Annotated in this window: 23 protein-coding genes; 13 read left to right on the top strand and 10 right to left on the bottom strand. The window is 64.3% G+C overall.

Annotated elements, in window-relative coordinates:
* Nucleotides 1-21 precede the first annotated feature (21 nt).
* The gene (locus AB6N07_RS09020; protein WP_370677466.1) at nt 22-921 is read right to left on the bottom strand and encodes a hypothetical protein; all 900 of its coding nucleotides are present in this window, start codon (nt 919-921) and stop codon (nt 22-24) included.
* Nucleotides 922-1,017: 96 nt separating this feature from the next.
* Here AB6N07_RS09020 and AB6N07_RS09025 point away from each other — a divergent pair, with 96 nt between their 5' ends.
* A complete protein-coding gene (locus AB6N07_RS09025) occupies nt 1,018-1,314 on the top strand; it encodes a hypothetical protein (RefSeq protein WP_370677467.1) in 297 nt (98 codons plus the stop codon).
* Between the two features lie 124 nt (nt 1,315-1,438).
* Entirely contained in the window at nt 1,439-2,173 is a 735-nt protein-coding gene (locus AB6N07_RS09030) for an SDR family oxidoreductase (RefSeq protein ID WP_370677468.1), read from the top strand.
* A gap of 84 nt (nt 2,174-2,257) precedes the next feature.
* On the opposite strand, the gene rpiA is transcribed toward AB6N07_RS09030, so the two are convergent.
* Nucleotides 2,258-2,977 (bottom strand): ribose-5-phosphate isomerase RpiA, encoded by a 720-nt coding sequence (gene rpiA, locus AB6N07_RS09035; RefSeq protein WP_370677469.1) that lies wholly within the window; start codon nt 2,975-2,977, stop codon nt 2,258-2,260.
* A 667-nt stretch (nt 2,978-3,644) separates the two neighbouring features.
* The gene (locus tag AB6N07_RS09040; RefSeq protein ID WP_370677470.1) at nt 3,645-4,970 is read right to left on the bottom strand and encodes a CoA transferase; all 1,326 of its coding nucleotides are present in this window, start codon (nt 4,968-4,970) and stop codon (nt 3,645-3,647) included.
* Nucleotides 4,971-5,042: 72 nt separating this feature from the next.
* Here AB6N07_RS09040 and AB6N07_RS09045 point away from each other — a divergent pair, with 72 nt between their 5' ends.
* Nucleotides 5,043-6,176 (top strand): citrate synthase family protein, encoded by a 1,134-nt coding sequence (locus AB6N07_RS09045; protein WP_370677471.1) that lies wholly within the window; start codon nt 5,043-5,045, stop codon nt 6,174-6,176.
* Between the two features lie 66 nt (nt 6,177-6,242).
* Here AB6N07_RS09045 and AB6N07_RS09050 read toward each other — a convergent pair whose 3' ends face one another.
* Both AB6N07_RS09050 and AB6N07_RS09055 read right to left on the bottom strand, forming a co-directional pair.
* Nucleotides 6,243-6,671, bottom strand: coding sequence for a DoxX family protein (locus AB6N07_RS09050; protein WP_370677472.1), 429 nt, complete (start codon nt 6,669-6,671; stop codon nt 6,243-6,245).
* An 11-nt stretch (nt 6,672-6,682) separates the two neighbouring features.
* Nucleotides 6,683-7,141 carry a cupin domain-containing protein gene (locus tag AB6N07_RS09055; protein WP_370677473.1) on the bottom strand — a complete coding sequence of 153 codons (459 nt, stop codon included), beginning with the start codon at nt 7,139-7,141 and terminating at the stop codon, nt 6,683-6,685.
* A gap of 69 nt (nt 7,142-7,210) precedes the next feature.
* Between AB6N07_RS09055 and AB6N07_RS09060 the strand changes: the two genes are divergently transcribed.
* From AB6N07_RS09060 to AB6N07_RS09080, 5 genes are all read left to right on the top strand, one after another.
* Nucleotides 7,211-7,828 (top strand): TetR/AcrR family transcriptional regulator, encoded by a 618-nt coding sequence (locus AB6N07_RS09060; protein WP_370677474.1) that lies wholly within the window; start codon nt 7,211-7,213, stop codon nt 7,826-7,828.
* A 148-nt stretch (nt 7,829-7,976) separates the two neighbouring features.
* Nucleotides 7,977-8,369: a GFA family protein gene (locus tag AB6N07_RS09065; protein WP_370677475.1), complete on the top strand. Its 393-nt coding sequence runs from the start codon at nt 7,977-7,979 to the stop codon at nt 8,367-8,369.
* A 65-nt stretch (nt 8,370-8,434) separates the two neighbouring features.
* On the top strand, nt 8,435-8,704 hold the full coding sequence (locus AB6N07_RS09070) for a BrnT family toxin (RefSeq protein WP_370677476.1): 270 nt from the start codon (nt 8,435-8,437) through the stop codon (nt 8,702-8,704).
* Nucleotides 8,691-9,038: a BrnA antitoxin family protein gene (locus tag AB6N07_RS09075; RefSeq protein ID WP_370677477.1), complete on the top strand. Its 348-nt coding sequence runs from the start codon at nt 8,691-8,693 to the stop codon at nt 9,036-9,038. The genes AB6N07_RS09070 and AB6N07_RS09075 overlap by 14 nt, the downstream gene beginning before the upstream one ends.
* Nucleotides 9,039-9,249: 211 nt before the next feature.
* Complete coding sequence (locus AB6N07_RS09080; protein WP_370677478.1) at nt 9,250-10,080, top strand: MBL fold metallo-hydrolase; 831 nt, start codon at nt 9,250-9,252, stop codon at nt 10,078-10,080.
* Between the two features lie 102 nt (nt 10,081-10,182).
* Here AB6N07_RS09080 and AB6N07_RS09085 read toward each other — a convergent pair whose 3' ends face one another.
* The 4 genes from AB6N07_RS09085 to AB6N07_RS09100 are packed head-to-tail and all read right to left on the bottom strand — an operon-like array spanning nt 10,183 to nt 13,744.
* The gene (locus AB6N07_RS09085) at nt 10,183-12,219 is read right to left on the bottom strand and encodes a MacB family efflux pump subunit (RefSeq protein ID WP_370677479.1); all 2,037 of its coding nucleotides are present in this window, start codon (nt 12,217-12,219) and stop codon (nt 10,183-10,185) included.
* A gap of 5 nt (nt 12,220-12,224) precedes the next feature.
* The gene (locus AB6N07_RS09090; protein ID WP_370677480.1) at nt 12,225-13,412 is read right to left on the bottom strand and encodes an efflux RND transporter periplasmic adaptor subunit; all 1,188 of its coding nucleotides are present in this window, start codon (nt 13,410-13,412) and stop codon (nt 12,225-12,227) included.
* Complete coding sequence (locus AB6N07_RS09095) at nt 13,306-13,584, bottom strand: pentapeptide repeat-containing protein (RefSeq protein ID WP_370677481.1); 279 nt, start codon at nt 13,582-13,584, stop codon at nt 13,306-13,308. Before AB6N07_RS09095 ends, AB6N07_RS09090 begins: the two co-directional genes overlap by 107 nt.
* Complete coding sequence (locus AB6N07_RS09100; RefSeq protein ID WP_370677482.1) at nt 13,556-13,744, bottom strand: hypothetical protein; 189 nt, start codon at nt 13,742-13,744, stop codon at nt 13,556-13,558. Before AB6N07_RS09100 ends, AB6N07_RS09095 begins: the two co-directional genes overlap by 29 nt.
* Nucleotides 13,745-14,432: 688 nt before the next feature.
* Between AB6N07_RS09100 and AB6N07_RS09105 the strand changes: the two genes are divergently transcribed.
* The 3 genes from AB6N07_RS09105 to AB6N07_RS09115 all read left to right on the top strand — a co-directional run bounded on the left by AB6N07_RS09105 (nt 14,433) and on the right by AB6N07_RS09115 (nt 15,859).
* Entirely contained in the window at nt 14,433-14,702 is a 270-nt protein-coding gene (locus AB6N07_RS09105) for an antibiotic biosynthesis monooxygenase (RefSeq protein ID WP_370677483.1), read from the top strand.
* 126 nt (nt 14,703-14,828) lie between these two features.
* Nucleotides 14,829-15,239: an SRPBCC family protein gene (locus AB6N07_RS09110; RefSeq protein WP_370677484.1), complete on the top strand. Its 411-nt coding sequence runs from the start codon at nt 14,829-14,831 to the stop codon at nt 15,237-15,239.
* Nucleotides 15,236-15,859 carry a LysE family transporter gene (locus AB6N07_RS09115; RefSeq protein ID WP_370677485.1) on the top strand — a complete coding sequence of 208 codons (624 nt, stop codon included), beginning with the start codon at nt 15,236-15,238 and terminating at the stop codon, nt 15,857-15,859. The genes AB6N07_RS09110 and AB6N07_RS09115 overlap by 4 nt, the downstream gene beginning before the upstream one ends.
* On the opposite strand, the gene AB6N07_RS09120 is transcribed toward AB6N07_RS09115, so the two are convergent.
* The gene (locus AB6N07_RS09120) at nt 15,849-16,754 is read right to left on the bottom strand and encodes a LysR family transcriptional regulator (RefSeq protein ID WP_370677486.1); all 906 of its coding nucleotides are present in this window, start codon (nt 16,752-16,754) and stop codon (nt 15,849-15,851) included. The genes AB6N07_RS09115 and AB6N07_RS09120 overlap by 11 nt on opposite strands.
* Before the next feature lie 94 nt (nt 16,755-16,848).
* On the opposite strand from AB6N07_RS09120, the gene AB6N07_RS09125 reads away from it, so the two are divergent.
* Complete coding sequence (locus AB6N07_RS09125; RefSeq protein ID WP_370677487.1) at nt 16,849-17,676, top strand: SDR family oxidoreductase; 828 nt, start codon at nt 16,849-16,851, stop codon at nt 17,674-17,676.
* 285 nt (nt 17,677-17,961) lie between these two features.
* Nucleotides 17,962-18,942 (top strand): GAF domain-containing protein, encoded by a 981-nt coding sequence (locus AB6N07_RS09130; protein WP_370677488.1) that lies wholly within the window; start codon nt 17,962-17,964, stop codon nt 18,940-18,942.
* Nucleotides 18,943-18,963: the final 21 nt, after the last annotated feature.

Consider the following 18,963-nt stretch of genomic DNA (forward strand, 5'->3'; position numbering starts at 1 on the left):
AGAAGAGAGATTCGTGATTCTCTACTTCGATGGCACATTCTCAACTACGGTTATTCCTAATGTATTCCTTAGTGGAATTAATTTTTCTGGCAACTCTCCTGCGATGGCCAGCAAGGCTCGTGCGTTAATCTCACGTTTCTCTGATGCCTCGACTGCCTGCATTACTGCTATATATTTCACGCATTGGTATAGGCCGCGAGTGATGTCGACTTCGTCGGATATCTCAGATTTGACCTCCACCGCCACCCATCCGGCCTTCGTTGAGAAAGAAACGTCCAGTCTGTCTCCTGATGGAAGTGGCTTCTCAAGCTCTCCTTCACCCGTTGAATACGGAAGGCCTACGACAGAAGGATGCCTTGAGACGAACTCTTTCATCATCCTGTGGCTTTGACTTTCTCCTCCGCCTAGTTTAGCCGCAGCTTTGTTTAATTCTTCATATGACTGAGGGGGAAGAGACAAATTCAAAGTTTGTAGTACTTTTCGCCAGCGCGGATATCCATAGACCTTGGCTAATTCCGCATCGACGAGAGCCCGCTTCCGTGCAGGGGGTAGCTTGCGAAATTCCTCTTCCTTAATAAGAAACCAACCAATCCCTTCGCCCGGTAAATGCTCTCTTTTGTTTATGACGAGGCATTGTATTGGCGGAACTTTCTCTTTCCATTCCTTTCTTAGATTCTCAATTGTTCTCCCAATACTCCCTAAAACATAATTGAGATTGCGGGGATTTGGCATCCCAAGCTCTTTTGCTAGGTCAGAGTAGAAGATACTATTTCCTGCCTCCGCTTGACGCACAAGGATGGGAAGGGCCCGCCGAGCGCACTCTTGATATTGCTTTTCACCAGATATGTGTTCGGCAATTCGTGCTGTAACTCTATCCAAAGCAACCTCCAGCTTACGATAGGCTATGCTCAGACCAAACAAACGATGACAATCGGGGCAACCATAGGTATGATTATTACAGAAAATTTTCGACTATTGGTAGGCTTCGGTTCTAAGTAACTTTACAGGCGCGCCGCGATGAAGCCTCTTCCCCATGCCGCCGATCTCTTGGCAGTTGCACCCCGCGTGGTCTGGTTTGAAGCGCCGGAGAAAGCGCTGGCCGACCCGGTGCGGTTTCTCGCCTACGTCATGACCTATGGCACGCTGGATGACCTCGCCGTGGTGCGCCGCTACGTCGATGAGGACGGCTTTACGGAAGCCTTGGAACAGGCCCCGCCCGGCATCATGGATGCCCGCTCGTGGGCTTACTGGAACGTGATGGCCGGCAAAGACGACATTCCGCCGATGCCCACCCGGCATTTCCCGGCGGAATGATCCGCGCCGGCCCACGCTTTGGAGCGCGAAATGTGGCCGCTTATCGTTGATATCGGATCCTTGATATCACCCTTATCGTACCATAGATAGCATACTCACGTTATCAGCGATAAGGACCGCCGTCATGACCATCGAGAACAAGGTTGTCGTCATCACCGGGGCCGGCAGCGGCATTGGTCGCGCCACGGCGCTGCATCTTGGTTCGCGGGGCGCCAAGGTGGTGCTGGGGGCGCGGCGGGAAGCGCCGATCGCCGAGGTGGCCGAGCGCATCCGGGCGGCGGGCGGCGAGGCGATCTTTCGCGTCACTGACGTCAGCCGGGCCGGGGAGGTCGAGGCGCTGGTGAAGGCGGGGGGCGAGCATTTCGGCCGTGTCGACGTGATGATCAACAATGCCGGCGTCAGTCCGCTGTCGCGCTTTGAGGCGGTGAAGGTGGCCGATTGGGACGCCATGATCGACGTCAACCTCAAGGGCGTGCTCCATGGCATCGCGGCGGTGCTGCCGATCTTTCAGCGGCAGGGGAGCGGCCACATCGTCAACGTCGTGTCGACGGCCGGTCTCAAGATCGTGCCGACGATGGGCGTTTATGCCGCCACCAAGAACGCCGTGCGGACGCTGACCGAGGCGCTGCGCCAGGAGGCCGGCGCCAAGCTGCGGGTGACGGAGATCTCGCCCGGTATGGTGGCGACCAACCTCGCCGACTCCATGGGGGATCAGGCCCTGAAGGCGGCGATTGAGGCGCGGATGGGCGAGATCGCCCTGCCGCCGGAGGCGGTGGCCAAAGCCATCGCCTATGCCATCGATCAGCCGCCGGAGGTGGAGATCGGCAGCATCGTCATCCGGCCGACGGCGCAGGATTGAGGGCAGCCAAATCGGCCGGTACACCTTCTCGGACAGGAAGAGGTGACGGGGCGTTCTTCCTGCGGTACGGCATGGGGCGTCGCGCTAACGCGTCGCCACCTCCTGGCCGCGCCGGAGATGGCGTATCCCGTCTTCTCCCGCCACGATCAGGTCGGAGGCGATGCCGATGAACAACCCGTGCTCGACGAGCCCGGCGCGGGCTTCAAGCTCGCCGGCCAGCCCCAGGGGGTCGTCGATCGGCTTGAACCGGCAATCGAGGATGAGGTTGCCCTGATCGGTGCGGAAAAGGCCGCCGTCGCTCGGCCGTGGCGTGACGGCCGCGCCCAGGCTTTCCAGAAACCGCGCCTGCGAGCGCCAGCCGAATTCGAGCACCTCCACCGGCAGCGGCCAGTGGGTGCCGAGCCGAGGCGACAGCTTGCCCGCATCGACGACGATGACGTTTCGACGGCTGGCCTCAGCCACGATCTTCTCGCGCAGCAATGCGCCGCCGCCGCCCTTGATCAGGTCCATCGCCGGATCGACCTCGTCGGCGCCATCAATGGTGAGGTCGATCTCGCGGGGGATGTCGTCGGTCAGCATGGGGATGCCAAGCGCGCGGGCGGCGGCGTCGGTGGCGCGCGAGGTTGCAATGGCCACGATGTCCCGGAGATCACCGGCCTGAAGGCGGGCCGCGATCTCACGGGTGGCAAAGATCGCCGTCGATCCGGTGCCAAGACCGACCACCATGCCGGACTGCACGAGGCCAGCCGCGTGCTCTCCGGCCTGTTGCTTGAAGGGGCGCGCGGGGTCGGCCAGGGTGGGCATCGTTGGCTCCTCTCGGGTGCTTGAGGGGCGCCCCCTGATCGACAACAACTCAGGGGCCGCGCTCGACTCCTCTATGCCATCGCAGCGACCTGCGCATCCAGCCGAACCGTCGCGAAAGTCGTCACGCGGCGGATTTTACTCGGTTTGCTGGAGGCGGTGGCCACGCCATCGATCAGCCGCTGGAGGTGGAGATCGGCGGCATCGTGCTCAGGCCGAGGGTGCGGGGTTGAGGGGAGGGGAGCGTGATATTGGCCGATCAATTTCTCGTCCTGAGGTCCTCTTTCTCACGCAGAGGAGGACAATTTATATAATGGGAGCAGAGGGATGGCGCGTCACTCTTCGCTTTGCTCCCGCTGCCATCACGCTGTCCTCCTCTGCGAAGGCAGAGGATCTCGGGGCGAGAGGGCGCGGAGGGATATATCCGGTGCCTGAGGCGCTTGGAGCGCTATATCGCCTGGGAGATTCATTCTGCCTGAGATCCTCTGCCTTCGCAGAGGAGGACAGCTTTATATAGAGGGAACAGAGGGATGGCGCGCCACTCTTCGCTTTGCTCCCGCTGCCATCACGCTGTCCTCCTCTGCGAAGGCAGAGGATCTCAGGACGAGAAGGCACGCCGCCGATATGGCGCTCCCATCCCGCCAATCCGCTATGCCTCAGACTTGCGTTCTCACCAGCTCGCCGCATCCGATCTCAGCGGTCCCGCCGGATGTCGCCATGTCGGCGGCTGGCCATCGAGGCTCACGGGGAATTCGAGGCGGTGGGCGGGGCCCCAGGGGGTGGGTTCGATGTGGGGGCTGCGATCCGCGTCGGTTTCTTTCACGCCCGAACCTTGGAACTCACTGGCACCGCCGGAGAGCAGCAGCGCTGCCGTGCGGGCGAGCGATAGTCGGGCCGAATGGCATATGCCGGTCTCCCGTCGCCGGCGCAGCGCGTTCAGCACCGCCGCCGCCATCAGGTAGCCCGTGGCGTGGTCGAGCGCCTGCACCGGCAGCGGCACTGGCCGCTCCGCCGCCGCCCGCCGCATGCCTTCCGATGCGATGCCGGTGCTCATCTGCACCAGGCTGTCGAAGCCGCGCCGCGAAGTCCAAGGGCCTGTCCAGCCATAGGCGTTGAGGCTGACGTCGATCAGGCCGTGCGACAGGGCCTGCCGCTCGGCCTCGCCATAGCCGAGCCGCTCCAGCGCGCCGGGGCGGTAGCCATGGACGAGTACGTCGGCGCCGGCGAGCAGGGCCTCGAAGGTCTGGCGATCCTCGGCGCGGTGGAGGTCCAGCCCGGCCCGGCGCTTTCCGAGCGTCACTTCCGGCTCGACGCCCGGCTCGTTCCAACTGGGCGGATCGATGCGCAGCACCTTTGCGCCAAAGCCGGCCAGAAAGCGCGTGGCGACGGGGCCGGCCAAGACGCGCGTCAGATCGAGCACTTTGATGTCCTTGAGCGTCGCCGGCCCGCGCCGGTGGCCGGTTTCCCGCCAGGCGATCAGCGGCTCCGCCGCGACGGCGATGCCCTGGGGATGGCGCGCCCATGCGTCGATGTCGTGCATCGCCGCGGCGGCGCCACCGGCGGCCACCACCGCCTCCTCAAGCTGATTGATCTGCCAGCTGCCGACCGCCTGGGAAACGGCGGCCTTTTCCGGCGCGCAGCCGATCACCGCCAGGGCGGCGTCCCGGTGATGGGGGGCGTTGGTGTGCAGCCTGATCCAGCCATCGGCGGCCCGGTAATCGCCGGCAATCGGATCCCAGGCCGATGGCAGCGACCAGCCGATGGGGCGCAAGGTCATGCCGAACCACAGCAGCGTCCGCCGTCGGTTGATCGCCACCTCGCTGGTGCCGGTGAAGGCGGCCAGCTGGCGGGCGGCGGCGCGCATCGATGCCACGGCCAGCTCGGACACCCGGAAGCAGGAGGCGAGCTCGCCGGGGTCGCTTTCCGCCACCTGTAAGGCCGGCGTCGTCCCAAGCCCGAGCGCCTCGCCGATCTCACCGTCAAAGTTGTCCGCCATCGCCGTCTCCTGTTCCTGCCCCGATGAAAGCGCCGGATTGACCGGCCGTAAATCTTGATCAATATAATCAATATGAATTCAGCCGATTGGATCGATGCCGAGACTGCCTGCGCCCTGCTCGGGGTGCGGTCGCAGACGCTCTATGCCTATGTCAGCCGCAAGCTTTTGCGCGTTCAGGCCGACACGACGGATGGCCGGCGCAGCCTCTATGCCAAGGCGGATGTCGAGGCCCTCGCCCAGCAGAACCGCCGGCCGCGCGCCCGCGCCGAGGTGGCGGAAGCGGCGATCCGATGGGGCGATCCCGTGCTGGTCACCGCGATCTCCGAGCTCAGGCAGGGCATGCTCTGGCTGCGGGGGCGATCGGTCGGGGATTGCGCGGAGACGATGACGCTGGAGGAGATGGCCGCGCATCTGTGGCAGGTCGACGCGGTCGAATGTCCCGATGTGAGCGGCGCAAGTTCGCTGTCGACCCCTGTCGGTCGGGCGATGGACTTTCTCGTGCACATGACCGGGGAGGGGACGGCAATCGACAGCCGCGCCGCCGACGATTGGGCGCCGCTGGGCGGCCGGTTGATGTCCGGCGTGACCAACGCGCTGCTGGCCCGCGATCTCGGCGGACCCATCCATCTGCGCCTTGGCCGGGCGTGGCAGGCTTCCGACGCCGCCGCTGACGATCTCCGCCGCGCCCTGGTGCTGCTCAGCGATCATGAACTCAATCCATCGACGTTTGCCGTGCGGATCGCCGCGTCGACGGGCGCCAGTCTGCCGGCGGCGCTGCTGTCGGGCCTGGCGACGCTGTCCGGACCGCGCCATGGCGGGGCGGCGACGCAGGCGCGGGCGGCGCTCAAGGCCGCGCTGGACGGGGAGGCGGAGACGTTCCTCAAGGCGCGGCAAGACCAGTCGCCCTATGGTTTCGGCTTCGGGCACCCGCTCTACCCGGACGGCGATCCGAGGGCGCGGTTGCTGCTTGAGCGCCTGCCGGCCGACGCCGCGCCTCTGCGCGCGGTGGGCGCCTTGTCGCAGCGGCTTGGGTTGCCAGCCAATATCGACATGGCGCTGACGGCGATGAGCATGGTTCACCACCTGCCCGAGGATGCCGCCTTCACGATCTTTGCTGCCGGCCGGCTAGCCGGCTGGATCGGCCATGCCATCGAGCAGGCTGAGAGCGGCGACATCATTCGCCCCAGGGCTAGGTATCAGCGATAGGCCGCGCGCCCTGAAACTGTGGGATCGGCGGGCAAGACGGGGCCGGCGTGGCTCCGTCTTGCAAGATCAGGCTGGGGCGCTGGTAGGCACCGCGCGGCGCCGCGCCTCGCCGAAGGCGGCGACCACCATCAGGCCGCCAATGACGCTGATGTGCTCGAAGGCGAACATCATTTCCAGGAAGGCGCGTTCGCCATCCATCGTCCAGAACGCGTGGGCGATCGGGATGGTCAGCACGGTGAAGACGCCGAGCATGCCGGCGCCGAGCCAGACATGGCGGCCGGAGATGACCAGCGCCGAGCCGACCAACTGCACGGCGATCACCGCCACGGCGATGGGAACGGCCGGCTCCAGGCCGAAATGGCGCATCTCGGCGATGGCGGCGGGGAAATCGGCCAGCTTGGCGATGCCGCTCAGCCAGAACATCAGCGTCAGCACGATGCGGGCGAGGAGGGCGAAGGGCGGGGCGGCGGTCAGGCGTTCGATCAGGGTGTTCATCGGGGGCTCCATCAGGGGGCGAGGATTTCGATGCCGCAGGCGCGGCCGGCTTCCAGGATGTGGGGGATGTCGGGGGCGGCGGGCGGCGGGAAGTCGGTGCTGCCGGGGGCCAGCGGATCGCCCACCAGCGTGAAGAACTTCTCGTGCAGGTCGCCGGGGAAGTTGATCAGCAGCATTTTCGACACCGCGTCCGTCGGGTTGCGGAAGGAATGCACCATGCCCGGCGGCACGTGCACGAAGTCGCCGGGCTGGCAGGTCAGCACCACGCCGTCGCGGACGATCTCGTAGCCGCCTTCCAGCACCAGGAAGGATTCCTGGTCGGTCTGGGTGTGGGGCGGGGCACCGGCGCCGGGGGCGGTGCGCACCTCGATGACGGTAAAATGACCCTCCGTCGCGGCCGTGCGGGCGCGGAAGGTCAATATGTTGCCGAGGAAATGCAGCGTCATCGGCTCCGCTGGATTGGAATTCATGATTGCGCCTTGGGAAACGGATGATACAATCATCTCTTGATGAGACGGTTTTCTCATAACGAGACGAGAATGGACAGTCAAGAAAAATCCTTCGAACGCACCAACCAGAAGAAGCGGACCCGCATCGAGCTGCTGCGCGCCGCGCGGGAGCTCGTGGAGGCGGGCGGGCGCCCGTCGGTCGCCGAGGTGGCGGATCGCGCCGGCATTTCGCGCGCCACCGCCTATCGCTATTTCTCGACGCCGGACGAGATCATCCGCGAGGCGGTGCTGGAAGGCATCGCCAACACCATCCGCGTCGAACCGCCGCCGGAAGGTGCCGGACCGGCGGAGGCGGCGGCGCGGGTCGATCGCCTGGTCACCGACGTGTTCCAGATGATCACCAGCAACGAGAGCCTGTTCCGCGCCCTGCTGGGCGCTTCGGCGGTCGGCGACAGCACGGTGCGGCGCGGCGGCCGGCGCCTCGGCTGGCTGAGGGCGGCGCTGGCGCCGCTGGAGCCGGCCCTGCCGCGCCCGGCCTTCGAACGCCTCGTCAACGCGCTGGCGCTGCTCACCGGCATCGAAGCGCTGGTGGTGCTGCGCGACGTCTGCGAGGTGGAGACGCAAGAGGGCGAGGCGGTGCTGCGCTGGATGGCGTCGACGCTGATCGCCGGGGCGTTGGGCCAGCCGCCGAAGGGGGAGCGGCCGTGAGGGCGAAAACCTGAGGGGTGGGGTAGCGCTTCGGATGGCTGGCCCATATGCGTCGCCGGCTTCTGGACACTGACGAACCGCCAAAGCGGGCGGTTGCCAGAACGGGCCGGTTGGCAGATCATCCAAGCCTCACCGGAAGGAGGCTGATATGGTTGAGGTCAAGGGCGGTTGCCTTTGCGGCGACGTGCGGCTTCGGGCAACGGGGCGGCCCTACCGGGTCGGCATCTGTCACTGCCTTGAGTGCCGCAAGCATAGCGGGGCGCTGTTCCACGCCTCGGCGATCTTCCCAGAGGACGCGGTGATGATCGAGGGCGAGACGGCCGATTACAACGGGCGGCATTTCTGCCCACGTTGCGGCTCGTCGGTGTTCGGACGCAGCGACGACGAAATCGAGATCAACCTCGGCACGCTCGATCACATCGACCAGTTCCAGCCGACCTACGAGCTGTGGACCATCCGCCGCGAGGCCTGGCTGCCACCGCTCTCCCTCAAGCACAGCTACGAGCGCGACCGCGAGAGCGAGGGGCGGAGCGAGGATTAGGGGGGAGGAGTGGTCGGGATAAGGGGTGTATTGACAATTGTACGTACATTACGCACAATGTCGCTATGAACTTCGAGTGGGACGAAACAAAATGCGCGGAGAACATCAGGGTGCGCGGCCTTGATTTTCAAGACGCTATCCCTGCTTTTTTTGATGTTGAGAGGAAAATTTGGGAAGACGACAGAAGAGATTATGGAGAGGTGCGGTATAATATGCTTGCAGAAAGCAATAACCGTATCTTTGCTGTAACTTTTACAATCCGCGCTGGCGTGGTCCGCATCATCTCATTTCGAAAAGCGAACGACCGGGAGACCAGGAAATATGGTCAGCTCTAAACAAGTGAACATCGTAAAGATTGGCGATGCTCTCTATGAGAGCTTGCCTGACGGTGTTTTGAGGCCCCTCAAGGGTAACTCCGATTGGGGCCGTGTGGACGCCATGACGGAGGACCAGGTCGAAGCCGCCGCGCTGTCCGATCAGGACGGCCTGCCTCTTACCGATGACGAGTGGGCCAAGGTGAAGCTTGTCGACCCCTTCAAAACGCCGGTTACAATTCGGCTGGATGCCGACGTGGTCGAATGGTTCAAGTCGCAAGGCCAACGTGGCTACCAAACCCGCATGAACAGCGTTCTGCGGCGCTACATGGAAGCCAATCGAAAGGCTGGCTGAAAGGACTTCTTTCCATATTTCCGGAGTTGCCGCGCTTGGCCCATGGTCGCCTCCCTGTCGTGAGGCACCGACGGCTCGCTCTTATTGTCTCCCGCCCGTACCACACTCGTTCATCACGATATTGCTTGGCCCGCTGACGGAACCCAAACGACCTTCCTGTGTTGATAGTATCGAGGTAATCAGCCGTAACGATGGCGATGGAGATGAGGTCATGCCCGGGGTCGACCGATCGAGCTTTTCGCGTGCCCCGGTCTGCGTGGCCTGCGGCACGCAATATCCCGAAGCGGAGCAGATGACGGAGTGTCCGGTCTGCCGCGACGAACGGCAATATGTCGGCTGGGCCGGGCAGCGCTGGACGACGACGGCGGAGATCGCCGCCGACCATCAGATCCGCTTCGAGGACGCGGCCGGCGTGATGACCATGGCGCTTCAGCCCGAGTTCGCTATCGGCCAGCGCGCTTTCCTGATCCCGCAGGAGGGCGGTATGGTGATGTGGGAATGCCTGCCCGCTGTCACCGACGCGGCGCTGGAACGGATCGCCGGCCTGGGCGGGGTTCAGGCGATCGCCATCTCGCATCCGCATTTTTATTCGGCCATGCACGAGTGGAGCGCGGCGCTCGGCGGCGTGCCGATCTATCTGCATGAGGCCGACGAGGAATGGGTGCGCCACGACAGCCCCTTCCTGCGCTTCTGGGATGGCGAGCATTTCACGCTGACCGGCGCCCTCGATTTGGTGCATCTGCCTGGCCATTTTGCCGGCAGCACCGGGCTGTGGTGGAAGAACGGCCCGCGCCCCGGCGGCAGCCTGTTCCCCGGCGATGCCCTCTATGTGGTGATGGACCGGCGCTTCGTCAGCTTCATGCGCAGCTACCCCAACCTGATCCCGCTGGGCCCCAAGGCGCTCGGCCGGTTGGAGGCGAAGATCGGGCCACTGGCCTTCACCGACCTCTATAGCGCGTTCGAGGGGCGGGAGATCATCGGCGACGCCATGGAGCGGGTGGCCGCGTCGTTTGCGCGCTATCGGGACGCGTTGAAAGGATAGGGCGCCAAGCGATTCCCCATCGTGGGCGCCTTTCCAGAGCTTTTCCGGTGACAACCGGTTCCCGCTTTTGCTGAAATTGCACGCGCGCTGAATTGCGGAAAATTAGTCGCGCGCCAGCGCCACCACCGGATCGAGCTGGGCTGCGCTGCGAGCCGGCAAGTAGCCGAAAGCAACGCCGATGAGGGAGGAAATTCCGAAGGCGCTGATGATCGACGATACCGAATAGACGAAAGTGTAACTGGATCCCAGCGCGGCAAACAGCTGACCGGCGGCAAGCGCGAGGAGAATGCCGAGCACTCCGCCGACCAGGCAGACCAGGACAGCCTCGGTCAGGAACTGTTCCAGGATATCGCTGCGCCGCGCCCCGACCGCCATGCGAACGCCGATTTCCTTGACCCGCTCCGACACCGACACAAGCATGATGTTCATCACGCCGATGCCGCCAACCACCAGCGAGATGACGGCAATGGCCGAGATCAGCAGCGTCATCGTGTCGGTGGTGGAGGTGATGGTCTGGCGGACGTCGTCATTGTTCATGACGAAGAAATCGAGCACGCCATGCCGCGCGGTGAGAAATTTGATCGCTGCCTGCTCGGCAAGCGTGGAATCGGTGTCGTCGGAGACAAGCAGCAGGATGCTGCGCAGCGTGTTTGAGCCGGTAAATCGAGCCTGCACGGTCGTATAGGGCAGATAGACCGACAGGCTGGTGCCATTGCCGAACCCGGTCGTTTGCTTCTGCAAGACGCCGACGACGGTCGCCGGAACGTCACCGATCATGATGATCTGACCGAGCGGACTTGCCTTCGTATTGGGAAACAGGGCGGCGCGCGTATTGTCATCGATGACGACGTCCTGTGCCATGTGTGTCACGCCGTCGCCGGTAAAATAGCGGCCCGAGGCGAGCTTCGTGCCTTTGACCGAGAAATAGTCGGCGCCAACCCCGTTGATCTGCGCGCTGAGTTCCAGCGCGCCAATGCGAAGGGTCTTCGACAAGCTGACGGTTGGGGCCACCCCCGCCGCATAGGGCTGCCGGGCGATCTCGAGCGCGTCGGCGAGCTTCAGCGTCTGAACCTTGCTGGAGCGCAAGTCGCCGTAGTTGAGACCGGGAAAGATCTCCAGCGTATTGGTCCCCAGACTGGAAATGCGGGCAAGAACCTTCTCGCGTGACCCTTCGCCGAGCGCCTCCACCGCGACCACCGATGCGATGCCGATGACGATGCCGAGCATGGTCAGAAACGTGCGAAGCCCATGCGCCCGCATGGAGAGCAGCGCCATGGTGAAGGCCTCGCCGAAGCGGTCGAACGCCGCCCGCCATGCGCGGAACGGGCCATGGGAGATCTTGGCCGCCGCCGTTGATGTGGGCTGCATCGCCTGGGCGGCGCCGGGTTGCTCGCCCGAATGATCGACAGGACGATCCGAGATGACGCGGCCATCGGCGATCTCGATGATCCGGTTGGCCCGGCTGGCGACCGCCATGTCGTGGGTAACCAGGATGACGGTGCGGCCCTCCCGGTTCAATTCGGTCAGGATCTTCAGAACCTCCTCGCCGCTGGCGTGGTCGAGCGCCCCGGTCGGCTCGTCGGCGAGGATGACATTGGCATCATTCATCAGCGCCCGGGCGATCGAGACCCGTTGCTGCTGCCCACCGGACAATTTGCCGGGGGCATAGCGCAGCCGGTCGGCCATCCCCAGGCGCGTCAACAGCATGGTGGCCCTGGCAATCCTGCTGGCGGCGGGCACCCCTGAATAGATCGCGGGCACCTCGACATTGCCGATCGATGTCAGTTCCGACAGCAGATGATAGCGCTGGAAGATGAAGCCGAAATGCTCCCGTCGCAATTGAGCCAATTCGTCCGGGCCGAGCGAGCCTGTTTCGCGCCCGCCGATCCGATAGATGCCGGATGTCGGACGATCCAGGCAGCCGAGAATGTTCATCAAGGTGGATTTGCCCGAACCGGACGCGCCGATAATGGCCACCATTTCGCCGGTGGAAATCGACAGGGTGAGCCCATGCAGGACGACGACCACATCGTCGCCCGACGGGAAAGCCCGGGTGACGCCGTCGAGATCGATCAACGGACTGCTTTTCGCCGTGCGATCGATGTCGTGAGCTTGCGCGGGAGCTTTCAGATCCACCATGTCGGTCAAAGGCCTCCGCCTGGCGGGCCGGCGCTTGCGCTGGACGTCGACGCGACATTTGACTTGCGGCTCGAGACGACGCGCTCGCCCTCTTTCAACCCGGTGAGGACTTCGATGCGCACCTTGTCATCAAGGCCGGTGGTGATGGCGCGGCTTGTGATGGCGTCATTGGCATCGACGACCTCGACGCTTCGCTCACCCTTGGCGTTGGCATCGGAGACGGCCGAGGTGGGAACGCTGAGCACGCCCTTGACGCTGCCGAGCACGATGCGAACCTGCGCGGTCATGAAGGTGAGGAGCTTGCCGTCGGGATTGGGGACGTCGAAATTGCCGTAATAGTAGATGGCCTGCGACGTTGTTGAGGACGAGCTGCTGCTCGTCGACGACGATGTTGTTGCCACGATGGTCGAATCCGATCTGAGCGCGTCGGGCGCCGGGTCGATGGATGCAAGTTTGCTGTCCCACCGATTGGTGAGATCGCCAAGGATGGTGAAATAGACGGGCTGACCGGGTTTGGTCGTCGTGACATCGGCTTCGTTGATTTCCGCGCGCACCTTCATCCGGTCGACCTGACCCATGATGATGATGGTGGGGGCGGATTGCGCCGCGTTGACTGTCTGCCCTTCCTGCGTGGCGACCAGCAGGACCATCCCGTCGATCGGCGCGAGAATGCGGGTATAGGCGAGATCGACGTTGGCGGTATCGATCGCAATCTGGGCCACGAGGATCTGGGCTTGCAACGAGACGATTTCGTATTGGGTCGTCGTCACCAGTGTTTGAGCCACCTCCAGCGCATCCGTGGAGGTTGCATTGTCGGCTTCGGTGATTTTCTCCCGCACGACGGCGGCCATCGCGTGGGTCAAGGTCGCCTGTGTCCCGGCGAGCGAGGCCTGATACGTCTTCAAGGACGCGCTGTTCGTCTTCAGGGCGTTTTGCTGGGCGACGTCGTCGATCTCCGCGATGAGATCGCCCTTCTTCAAGGTCTGCCCAACGGCAACCTTCATCGACGTCAGTCGCCCGGAAACCTGCGCGCCGACGGCGACGAGCTTGGTCGGGCGCAAGGTGCCCTGGGCAAGCACGTTGACCTCAATATCGGCCCGCGTCACCTGTGCCGTCAGAATGCCTGCCAGCGGATCCTGGTTGGCATACTTCCACCACCCCCAGGCTCCCGCGCCCGCCGCGATGATCACCACGACGACCGCCACCTTGACGACAACGGAAAGCGTCCGTTTGGTGGGCTTGGGAGCAGGTGCCGGTGAAGCGGGTGCCGGAGAAGCGGGTGCCGGAGAAGCAGGTGCCGGAGAAGCAGGTGCCGGAGAAAGAGCGGGGGCTTCCGTCATGGCGCCACTGCCAGGTGAGGGGCAAGGGTGCTGTCGATCATCAGCGGCTCATCCCATCCGCCGCCGGCTGCCTTGGAGAGCGAGATGGCGTCAACGCCGATTTTCGCAGCGGCGGCCTTCGCCAACAGGCATTCGGTCTTGGCGATGTCCGGCCGGAGGAACAGGAAGAGGGATTTGTCTGACATAGCAACCACACTTGCGCCATCGTCCGTGGACGGCTGAAACACAAGCCTACTGTGAAAAATACCAGGGGTGCAGCGTCGGATTCTACCCAGGGTGAGGCGGTTGAACGACAGCAACGCCTCGATGGCCCAGATTGTCTGGCAGGCCCACATCGCTGCCAGCGTCGGCTGAGGAAAACGTCCCTTTCCACAGAGGCTTAGGGAAACCGAGATAGATGTTCCGGCCCACGCAGGCGTTCAATCGGAGCGGATTTATCAGGCGACCACGGCGCTACGGCATGTTTCCAGAGATACATTAGGCAGGCGGTCGGTATGTGGTTGAGAAGTTATACTCAGTCGTTCGCCCGCTACCTGGCGGCGCTGGAGGAATAGGGCGCCAAGCCGTTCCCCATCGTGGGCGTCTTTTTAGGAAATGCGCGTTTTCGTTGAGAGATGATTCACGTCATCCGACGCGAGGTGCTTCTCATTCCTGGCTTTTTGCACTTTTCCAAGAAATGGCATGTTTTTATTCAGGGATGATTTACGCGCTATCACGCAGATGATGTCTGCTTGCTGAAGTTCGGCATGGCTAAACGCCATGGGACGCGCTTGATAAACCCCGACCTGCCACCTTTAGGCTGTGATTTAATCTATGCGGGAAAACTCACCGGCAATTTCCGACAAGCCCATCATCCGGATGGACAGGTTCATATTGCCGCACGCTGTTTACAGCGAGTTCGCAGACCAACTCAGGCAAGTCCACGCCTCGCTGCGACAGCAACCCGGCTTCGTCAGCGATCTTCTGCTGGAACAACCCGCCAGCGCCGACAGCATTCATATCATCAGCGTGGTCAGGTGGGAAAACACCGAGGCCGCCGAGGCGGCGAAAGACAAGCTGTGTCTGGATATCGATCGAGACCATGTCATCGATCGGCTCAAGATCATCTCCGACATCGGATTGTTCTCGCCCATCGAGCACTAGAGAATTCTGGTGAAAGCATGGACGTCGGAACAACTATCGGCGTGCTCCGCTGCCTGACTCATTTGCTCCTGACAGAAACCGTCCCACCTGCATGTTGGAACTAGTCCAATATGAGGGGAGGGTTTCATGAAGATCACTGTGGAGACGACCGTTGCCGCGCCGATCGTCGAGGTCTGGCGCGCCTATGTGACGCCCGAGGACATCAAGGCGTGGAATGCCGCGTCCGACGACTGGCACACCACGGCGGCCAGCGTCGATCTCCGTGAGGGCGGGGCGTTTTCCTCGCGCATGGAGGCGAAAGACGGCAGCATGGGTTTCGATTTTGCCGGCACCTACACCAGGATCGTGCCGCATGAGCGCATCGAATACGACTTCGGCGACCGGACGGCGCAGGTGTCGTTCACCCCACGGCCCGACAGCGTCACGGTGCGGGTGACCTTCGATGCCGAAGATACCCACTCCGAGGAGCAGCAGCGCGCCGGCTGGCAGGCGATCCTCGACAATTTCGCCCGGCATGTGGAAGGAAAGCGGCCATGAGCACGCTCGGCCTGTTCGCGACCATCGCGGTGATCCATCTGCTTGCCGTTGCCAGCCCCGGCCCGACGCTGATGGTGGTGATGAGCCAATCGGTCGCCGGTAGTAGGCGCTCGGGCTTCCTGGTGGTGGCCGGCGTGGTGATGGCAACGCTGGTCTGGTCGTCCGTGACGGCGGCCGGCCTTGGCGGCGTCATCGCCCATGTCAGCTGGCTGTATTTCGGGCTGAAGCTGGTCGGCGCGGTGTACCTCACCTGGCTTGCCTGGGGGCTCTTGAAGGGCGTTCTCCAGCGCAAGGCGGTGGGGCTCGATGCCTCGTGGCCGGTACTCGCAGGGGGAAGGGCGCTGCGCGCCGGCTTCCTCACCACCATCTCCAACCCCAAGGTGGCCGCCTATTACGCCAGCCTGTTCGGCGTGGTGATCCCGGCCAGCGCGCCGTCGGCGGTGTTCGCCGGTGCGATCCTGACGGCGGTGCTGGTGTCGGTCGCCTGGTGGAGCGCGGTGGTGCTGCTGTTCGCCCTGCCGGCGGTGCAGCGGGCCTATGCGCGGGCGCGACGGTGGATGGACGCGGTGATGGGCGCACTGCTGCTGGCGCTGGCCGGACGGCTGCTGTTCAGCCGGTGAGCCGCCGGTTGGTGTCTTTCAAAAGCTCGATGAACGCCCGGAGCGGCGCGGGCGTGTGGCGATTGGCCGGGTAGTAGAGCATCAGGCCGGGCAGCGGCGGCGACCAGTCGGGCAGGACGATGACCAGTTGTCCCGCATCCAGCGCCTGGCGCGCGATGGGTTCGGGAACATAGGCGATGCCGAGCCCGTCCTTGGCCGCGTCGACCATCAGGTCGCTGTCGTCGAGCGTCAGCGCGCCCGGCACATCGACGGCCATCTCCGCGCCGGAGCGGATGAATTCCCAGCGGTAGCGCTTGCCGCTCGGCAGGCGCTGGCGGATGCAGACGTGCCGTTGCAGGTCGTCGGGCGTCAGCGGCGGGCTGTGCGCGCCGAGATAGTCCGGCGAGGCGACGGCGACGAAGCGGACGGAGCCGCCCACGGGTACGGCGATCATGTCTTGCGGCACCGCTTCGGCCAGCCGGACGCCGGCATCGAACCCCTCCTGAACGATGTCGACGAGGCGACCCTCGGAGACCAGATCGAGCTCCACCTGCGGATAGCGCCGCAGGAACGGCGGCACGACGTGCGACAGCAGGAAGCGCGCGGCGCTCTTGTTGGCATTGAGGCGCAACCGGCCGCTCGGTTCGCCGACATCGGCGGCGAGCCCGTCGAGGGCCATGTCGAGATCCTTGAGGACGGGGCCGATGCGCTCCAGCAGCCGGGCGCCGGCATCGGTCGGCGAGACGCTGCGCGTGGTGCGATGCAGCAGGCGAATGCCCAGCGTCTTTTCCAGCTCGATCAGGGTGTGGCTGAGGGTGGAGCGCGACAGGCCCAGTTGGTCGGCCGCCTTGCGAAAGCTGCGGTGGTGGGCAATCGCCGCGAAGGCTTCGAGGTCGCTTAATGCCGGCTTGGTCATTGGTGTGTTTTCCGCACGTGGTCATGCCAGATTGGATGACTAATAGCACCAATTGGCAGGACTTATGTTGTTCCCATCAGGAAAGGAACACCTCATGAGCAAGACATGGTTCATCACCGGCGCGTCGTCCGGTCTCGGCCTGGAAATGACCGAGCAGCTGCTGGCGCGCGGCGACAAGGTGGTCGGAACGGCCCGCCGCCTCGATACCCTCGGCGATCTCAAGCGGCGGTACGGCGATCACCTGACGTTGGCGGCGCTCGATCTGACGGATATCGCCAGCGTTCGCGCGGCGGTCGACGACGCCTTCGGGCGCCTGGGCCGGATCGACGTTGTCGTCCAGAATGCCGGCTACGGCCTTGTCGGGGCGGGCGAGGAAGTGTCCGACGCCGAGATCGACCGGCAGCTGGCGACAAACCTCGTCGGCTCCCTCCAGCTGATCCGCGCCGTGTTGCCGCATCTGCGCCGGCAAGGCGGCGGACGGATCCTGCAGGTCACTTCGGAGGGTGGGCAGGTCGCCTATCCGAATTTCAGCGTCTATCACGCCAGCAAATGGGGCGTTGAAGGCTTCATCGAAGCCGTTGCCCAGGAGGTCGCGCCGTTCGGCATCGACTTCATCATCGCCGAGCCCGGCGCGACCGCAACCGGCTTTGGCGCCAACCTCGTTCACGCCAAGCCGATGGCCGTCTATGACGACACGCCGGCCGGCGAGATCAGGCGGGCCATTACCAGCGGAAGCTTCGTGCTGAAGGGCGATGCCAAGCGCACGGCGGCGGCCATGATCGCGGCGGCCGACGAGACGGCGCCGCCCTTGCGGCTTGTGCTGGGCAGCACGGCGTACACCTCGATCTCGCAAGCCCTGGCGCGGCGGCTGGCCGCCTTGGAAGCCCAGCGCGCCGTCGCCTTCTCGGCCGATCGGGACTAGGGAAGACAGGGATCATCCGGCGGTTCGCCACCAGTTCCGGCCCGCCGGGCGGTCACACAAGGCCGTGCTGGCGGGCCGCTCCCGAGTCTTTTGGGCGAATTGTCTACCTCCGAAAACAGGATTATGAACTGTCCAGCTATCGGGATTTACCCGTAGGGCGCCGGCCGATCGGACGGAAGCGGATCGGCGCTCCAGGCTGATGCCCCAAGTGACTCACGCGGAGGACGGATCAGGGCAGGAGGACTTTCAGAACGTCGTGGCCAACGCTTCTCGAGGAGGAAAAGCGTGGACAGGTCAGATGAACTTCACGCACGGCACATCAGGGACACGCTGGCCGCCGACGGGGCGGCCCGCTCGGTCGTGGCCGCGTCGTGGCACCGCTCGCAGGTGTTGCACAAGCTCGATCCGGCATCGCCGCGCCCGCCCGTCTGGCGGTTGAGCGAGCAGGAGATCACGCTGGCCCGGCAGCCGCTGGAGCCGTTGATCGCCTGCGCGACCAGCGCCATGGACCGCCTGCACACCGCCGTCGGCGGCGTCGGCTGCTGCGTGCTTTTGGCCGATCGCAACGGCGTTCCGCTCGAAAGGCGGGGCGCTGCCGGCGACGACGCCACCTTCAGCCAATGGGGCCTGTGGGTCGGCACCCAGTGGAGCGAAGGCAGCCAGGGCACCAACGGCATCGGCACGGCGATCGCCGAGCAACGCCCGGTGACCATCCACCGCGACCAGCACTTTTTCAGCTGCAACGCGCTCTTGAGCTGCACATCCTCGCCGATCCACGACGCCGACGGCCAACTGGCGGCGGTGATCGACGTTTCCTCCTGCCGGGCCGATCTGACCGAAGGCTTTCTGACGCTGATCGCCCAGTCGGTCATCGACACGGCGCGGCGCATCGAGTGCGATCTGTTTCGCCGCGCCTTCCCGGGGAGACGCATCCTTCTCGCCCCCTCGCCCGAGGGGCGGGCCGATGCCCTGGTGGCCGTCGACGGAGACGACCTGATCGTCGGCGCCACCCGCGCCGCCCGGCAGTTGCTCGGGCTGAGCGCGGCGGACATCAACGGGCACGCGCCGATCGGCGACCTGATCGCCCGGGAGCGCGAAGCCGACGACCTCGCCGCCGGCGAGCGCGCGGTGGTGCAGCGGGCCCTCGCCCGGGCGCGTGGCAATGTGTCGCACGCCGCCGCGTTTCTCGGTATCAGCCGCGCCACTCTCCATCGCAAGCTGAACAAGCTCCGCCTGACCGGAAATTCTACTGGGGTGGGCATCTAGCTTAGGCCTTAGGCTCATAAG

Origin of the sequence: Pleomorphomonas sp. PLEO, assembly GCF_041320595.1 — a bacterium.
Lineage (GTDB): Bacteria > Pseudomonadota > Alphaproteobacteria > Rhizobiales > Pleomorphomonadaceae > Pleomorphomonas.

What these genes read in the sequence shown, in the direction of transcription:
- AB6N07_RS09060 (WP_370677474.1), top strand. Translation starts at nt 7,211, where the DNA reads ATGGACAGTCAAGAAAAATCCTTCGAACGCACCAACCAGAAGAAGCGG.
- AB6N07_RS09050 (WP_370677472.1), bottom strand. Translation starts at nt 6,671, where the DNA reads ATGAACACCCTGATCGAACGCCTGACCGCCGCCCCGCCCTTCGCCCTC.
- AB6N07_RS09075 (WP_370677477.1), top strand. Translation starts at nt 8,691, where the DNA reads ATGGTCAGCTCTAAACAAGTGAACATCGTAAAGATTGGCGATGCTCTC.
- AB6N07_RS09120 (WP_370677486.1), bottom strand. Translation starts at nt 16,754, where the DNA reads ATGACCAAGCCGGCATTAAGCGACCTCGAAGCCTTCGCGGCGATTGCC.
- AB6N07_RS09100 (WP_370677482.1), bottom strand. Translation starts at nt 13,744, where the DNA reads ATGTCAGACAAATCCCTCTTCCTGTTCCTCCGGCCGGACATCGCCAAG.
- AB6N07_RS09110 (WP_370677484.1), top strand. Translation starts at nt 14,829, where the DNA reads ATGAAGATCACTGTGGAGACGACCGTTGCCGCGCCGATCGTCGAGGTC.
- AB6N07_RS09070 (WP_370677476.1), top strand. Translation starts at nt 8,435, where the DNA reads ATGAACTTCGAGTGGGACGAAACAAAATGCGCGGAGAACATCAGGGTG.
- AB6N07_RS09085 (WP_370677479.1), bottom strand. Translation starts at nt 12,219, where the DNA reads ATGGTGGATCTGAAAGCTCCCGCGCAAGCTCACGACATCGATCGCACG.
- AB6N07_RS09125 (WP_370677487.1), top strand. Translation starts at nt 16,849, where the DNA reads ATGAGCAAGACATGGTTCATCACCGGCGCGTCGTCCGGTCTCGGCCTG.
- AB6N07_RS09065 (WP_370677475.1), top strand. Translation starts at nt 7,977, where the DNA reads ATGGTTGAGGTCAAGGGCGGTTGCCTTTGCGGCGACGTGCGGCTTCGG.
- AB6N07_RS09055 (WP_370677473.1), bottom strand. Translation starts at nt 7,141, where the DNA reads ATGAATTCCAATCCAGCGGAGCCGATGACGCTGCATTTCCTCGGCAAC.
- AB6N07_RS09045 (WP_370677471.1), top strand. Translation starts at nt 5,043, where the DNA reads ATGAATTCAGCCGATTGGATCGATGCCGAGACTGCCTGCGCCCTGCTC.
- AB6N07_RS09080 (WP_370677478.1), top strand. Translation starts at nt 9,250, where the DNA reads ATGCCCGGGGTCGACCGATCGAGCTTTTCGCGTGCCCCGGTCTGCGTG.
- rpiA (WP_370677469.1), bottom strand. Translation starts at nt 2,977, where the DNA reads ATGCCCACCCTGGCCGACCCCGCGCGCCCCTTCAAGCAACAGGCCGGA.
- AB6N07_RS09030 (WP_370677468.1), top strand. Translation starts at nt 1,439, where the DNA reads ATGACCATCGAGAACAAGGTTGTCGTCATCACCGGGGCCGGCAGCGGC.
- AB6N07_RS09115 (WP_370677485.1), top strand. Translation starts at nt 15,236, where the DNA reads ATGAGCACGCTCGGCCTGTTCGCGACCATCGCGGTGATCCATCTGCTT.
- AB6N07_RS09040 (WP_370677470.1), bottom strand. Translation starts at nt 4,970, where the DNA reads ATGGCGGACAACTTTGACGGTGAGATCGGCGAGGCGCTCGGGCTTGGG.
- AB6N07_RS09025 (WP_370677467.1), top strand. Translation starts at nt 1,018, where the DNA reads ATGAAGCCTCTTCCCCATGCCGCCGATCTCTTGGCAGTTGCACCCCGC.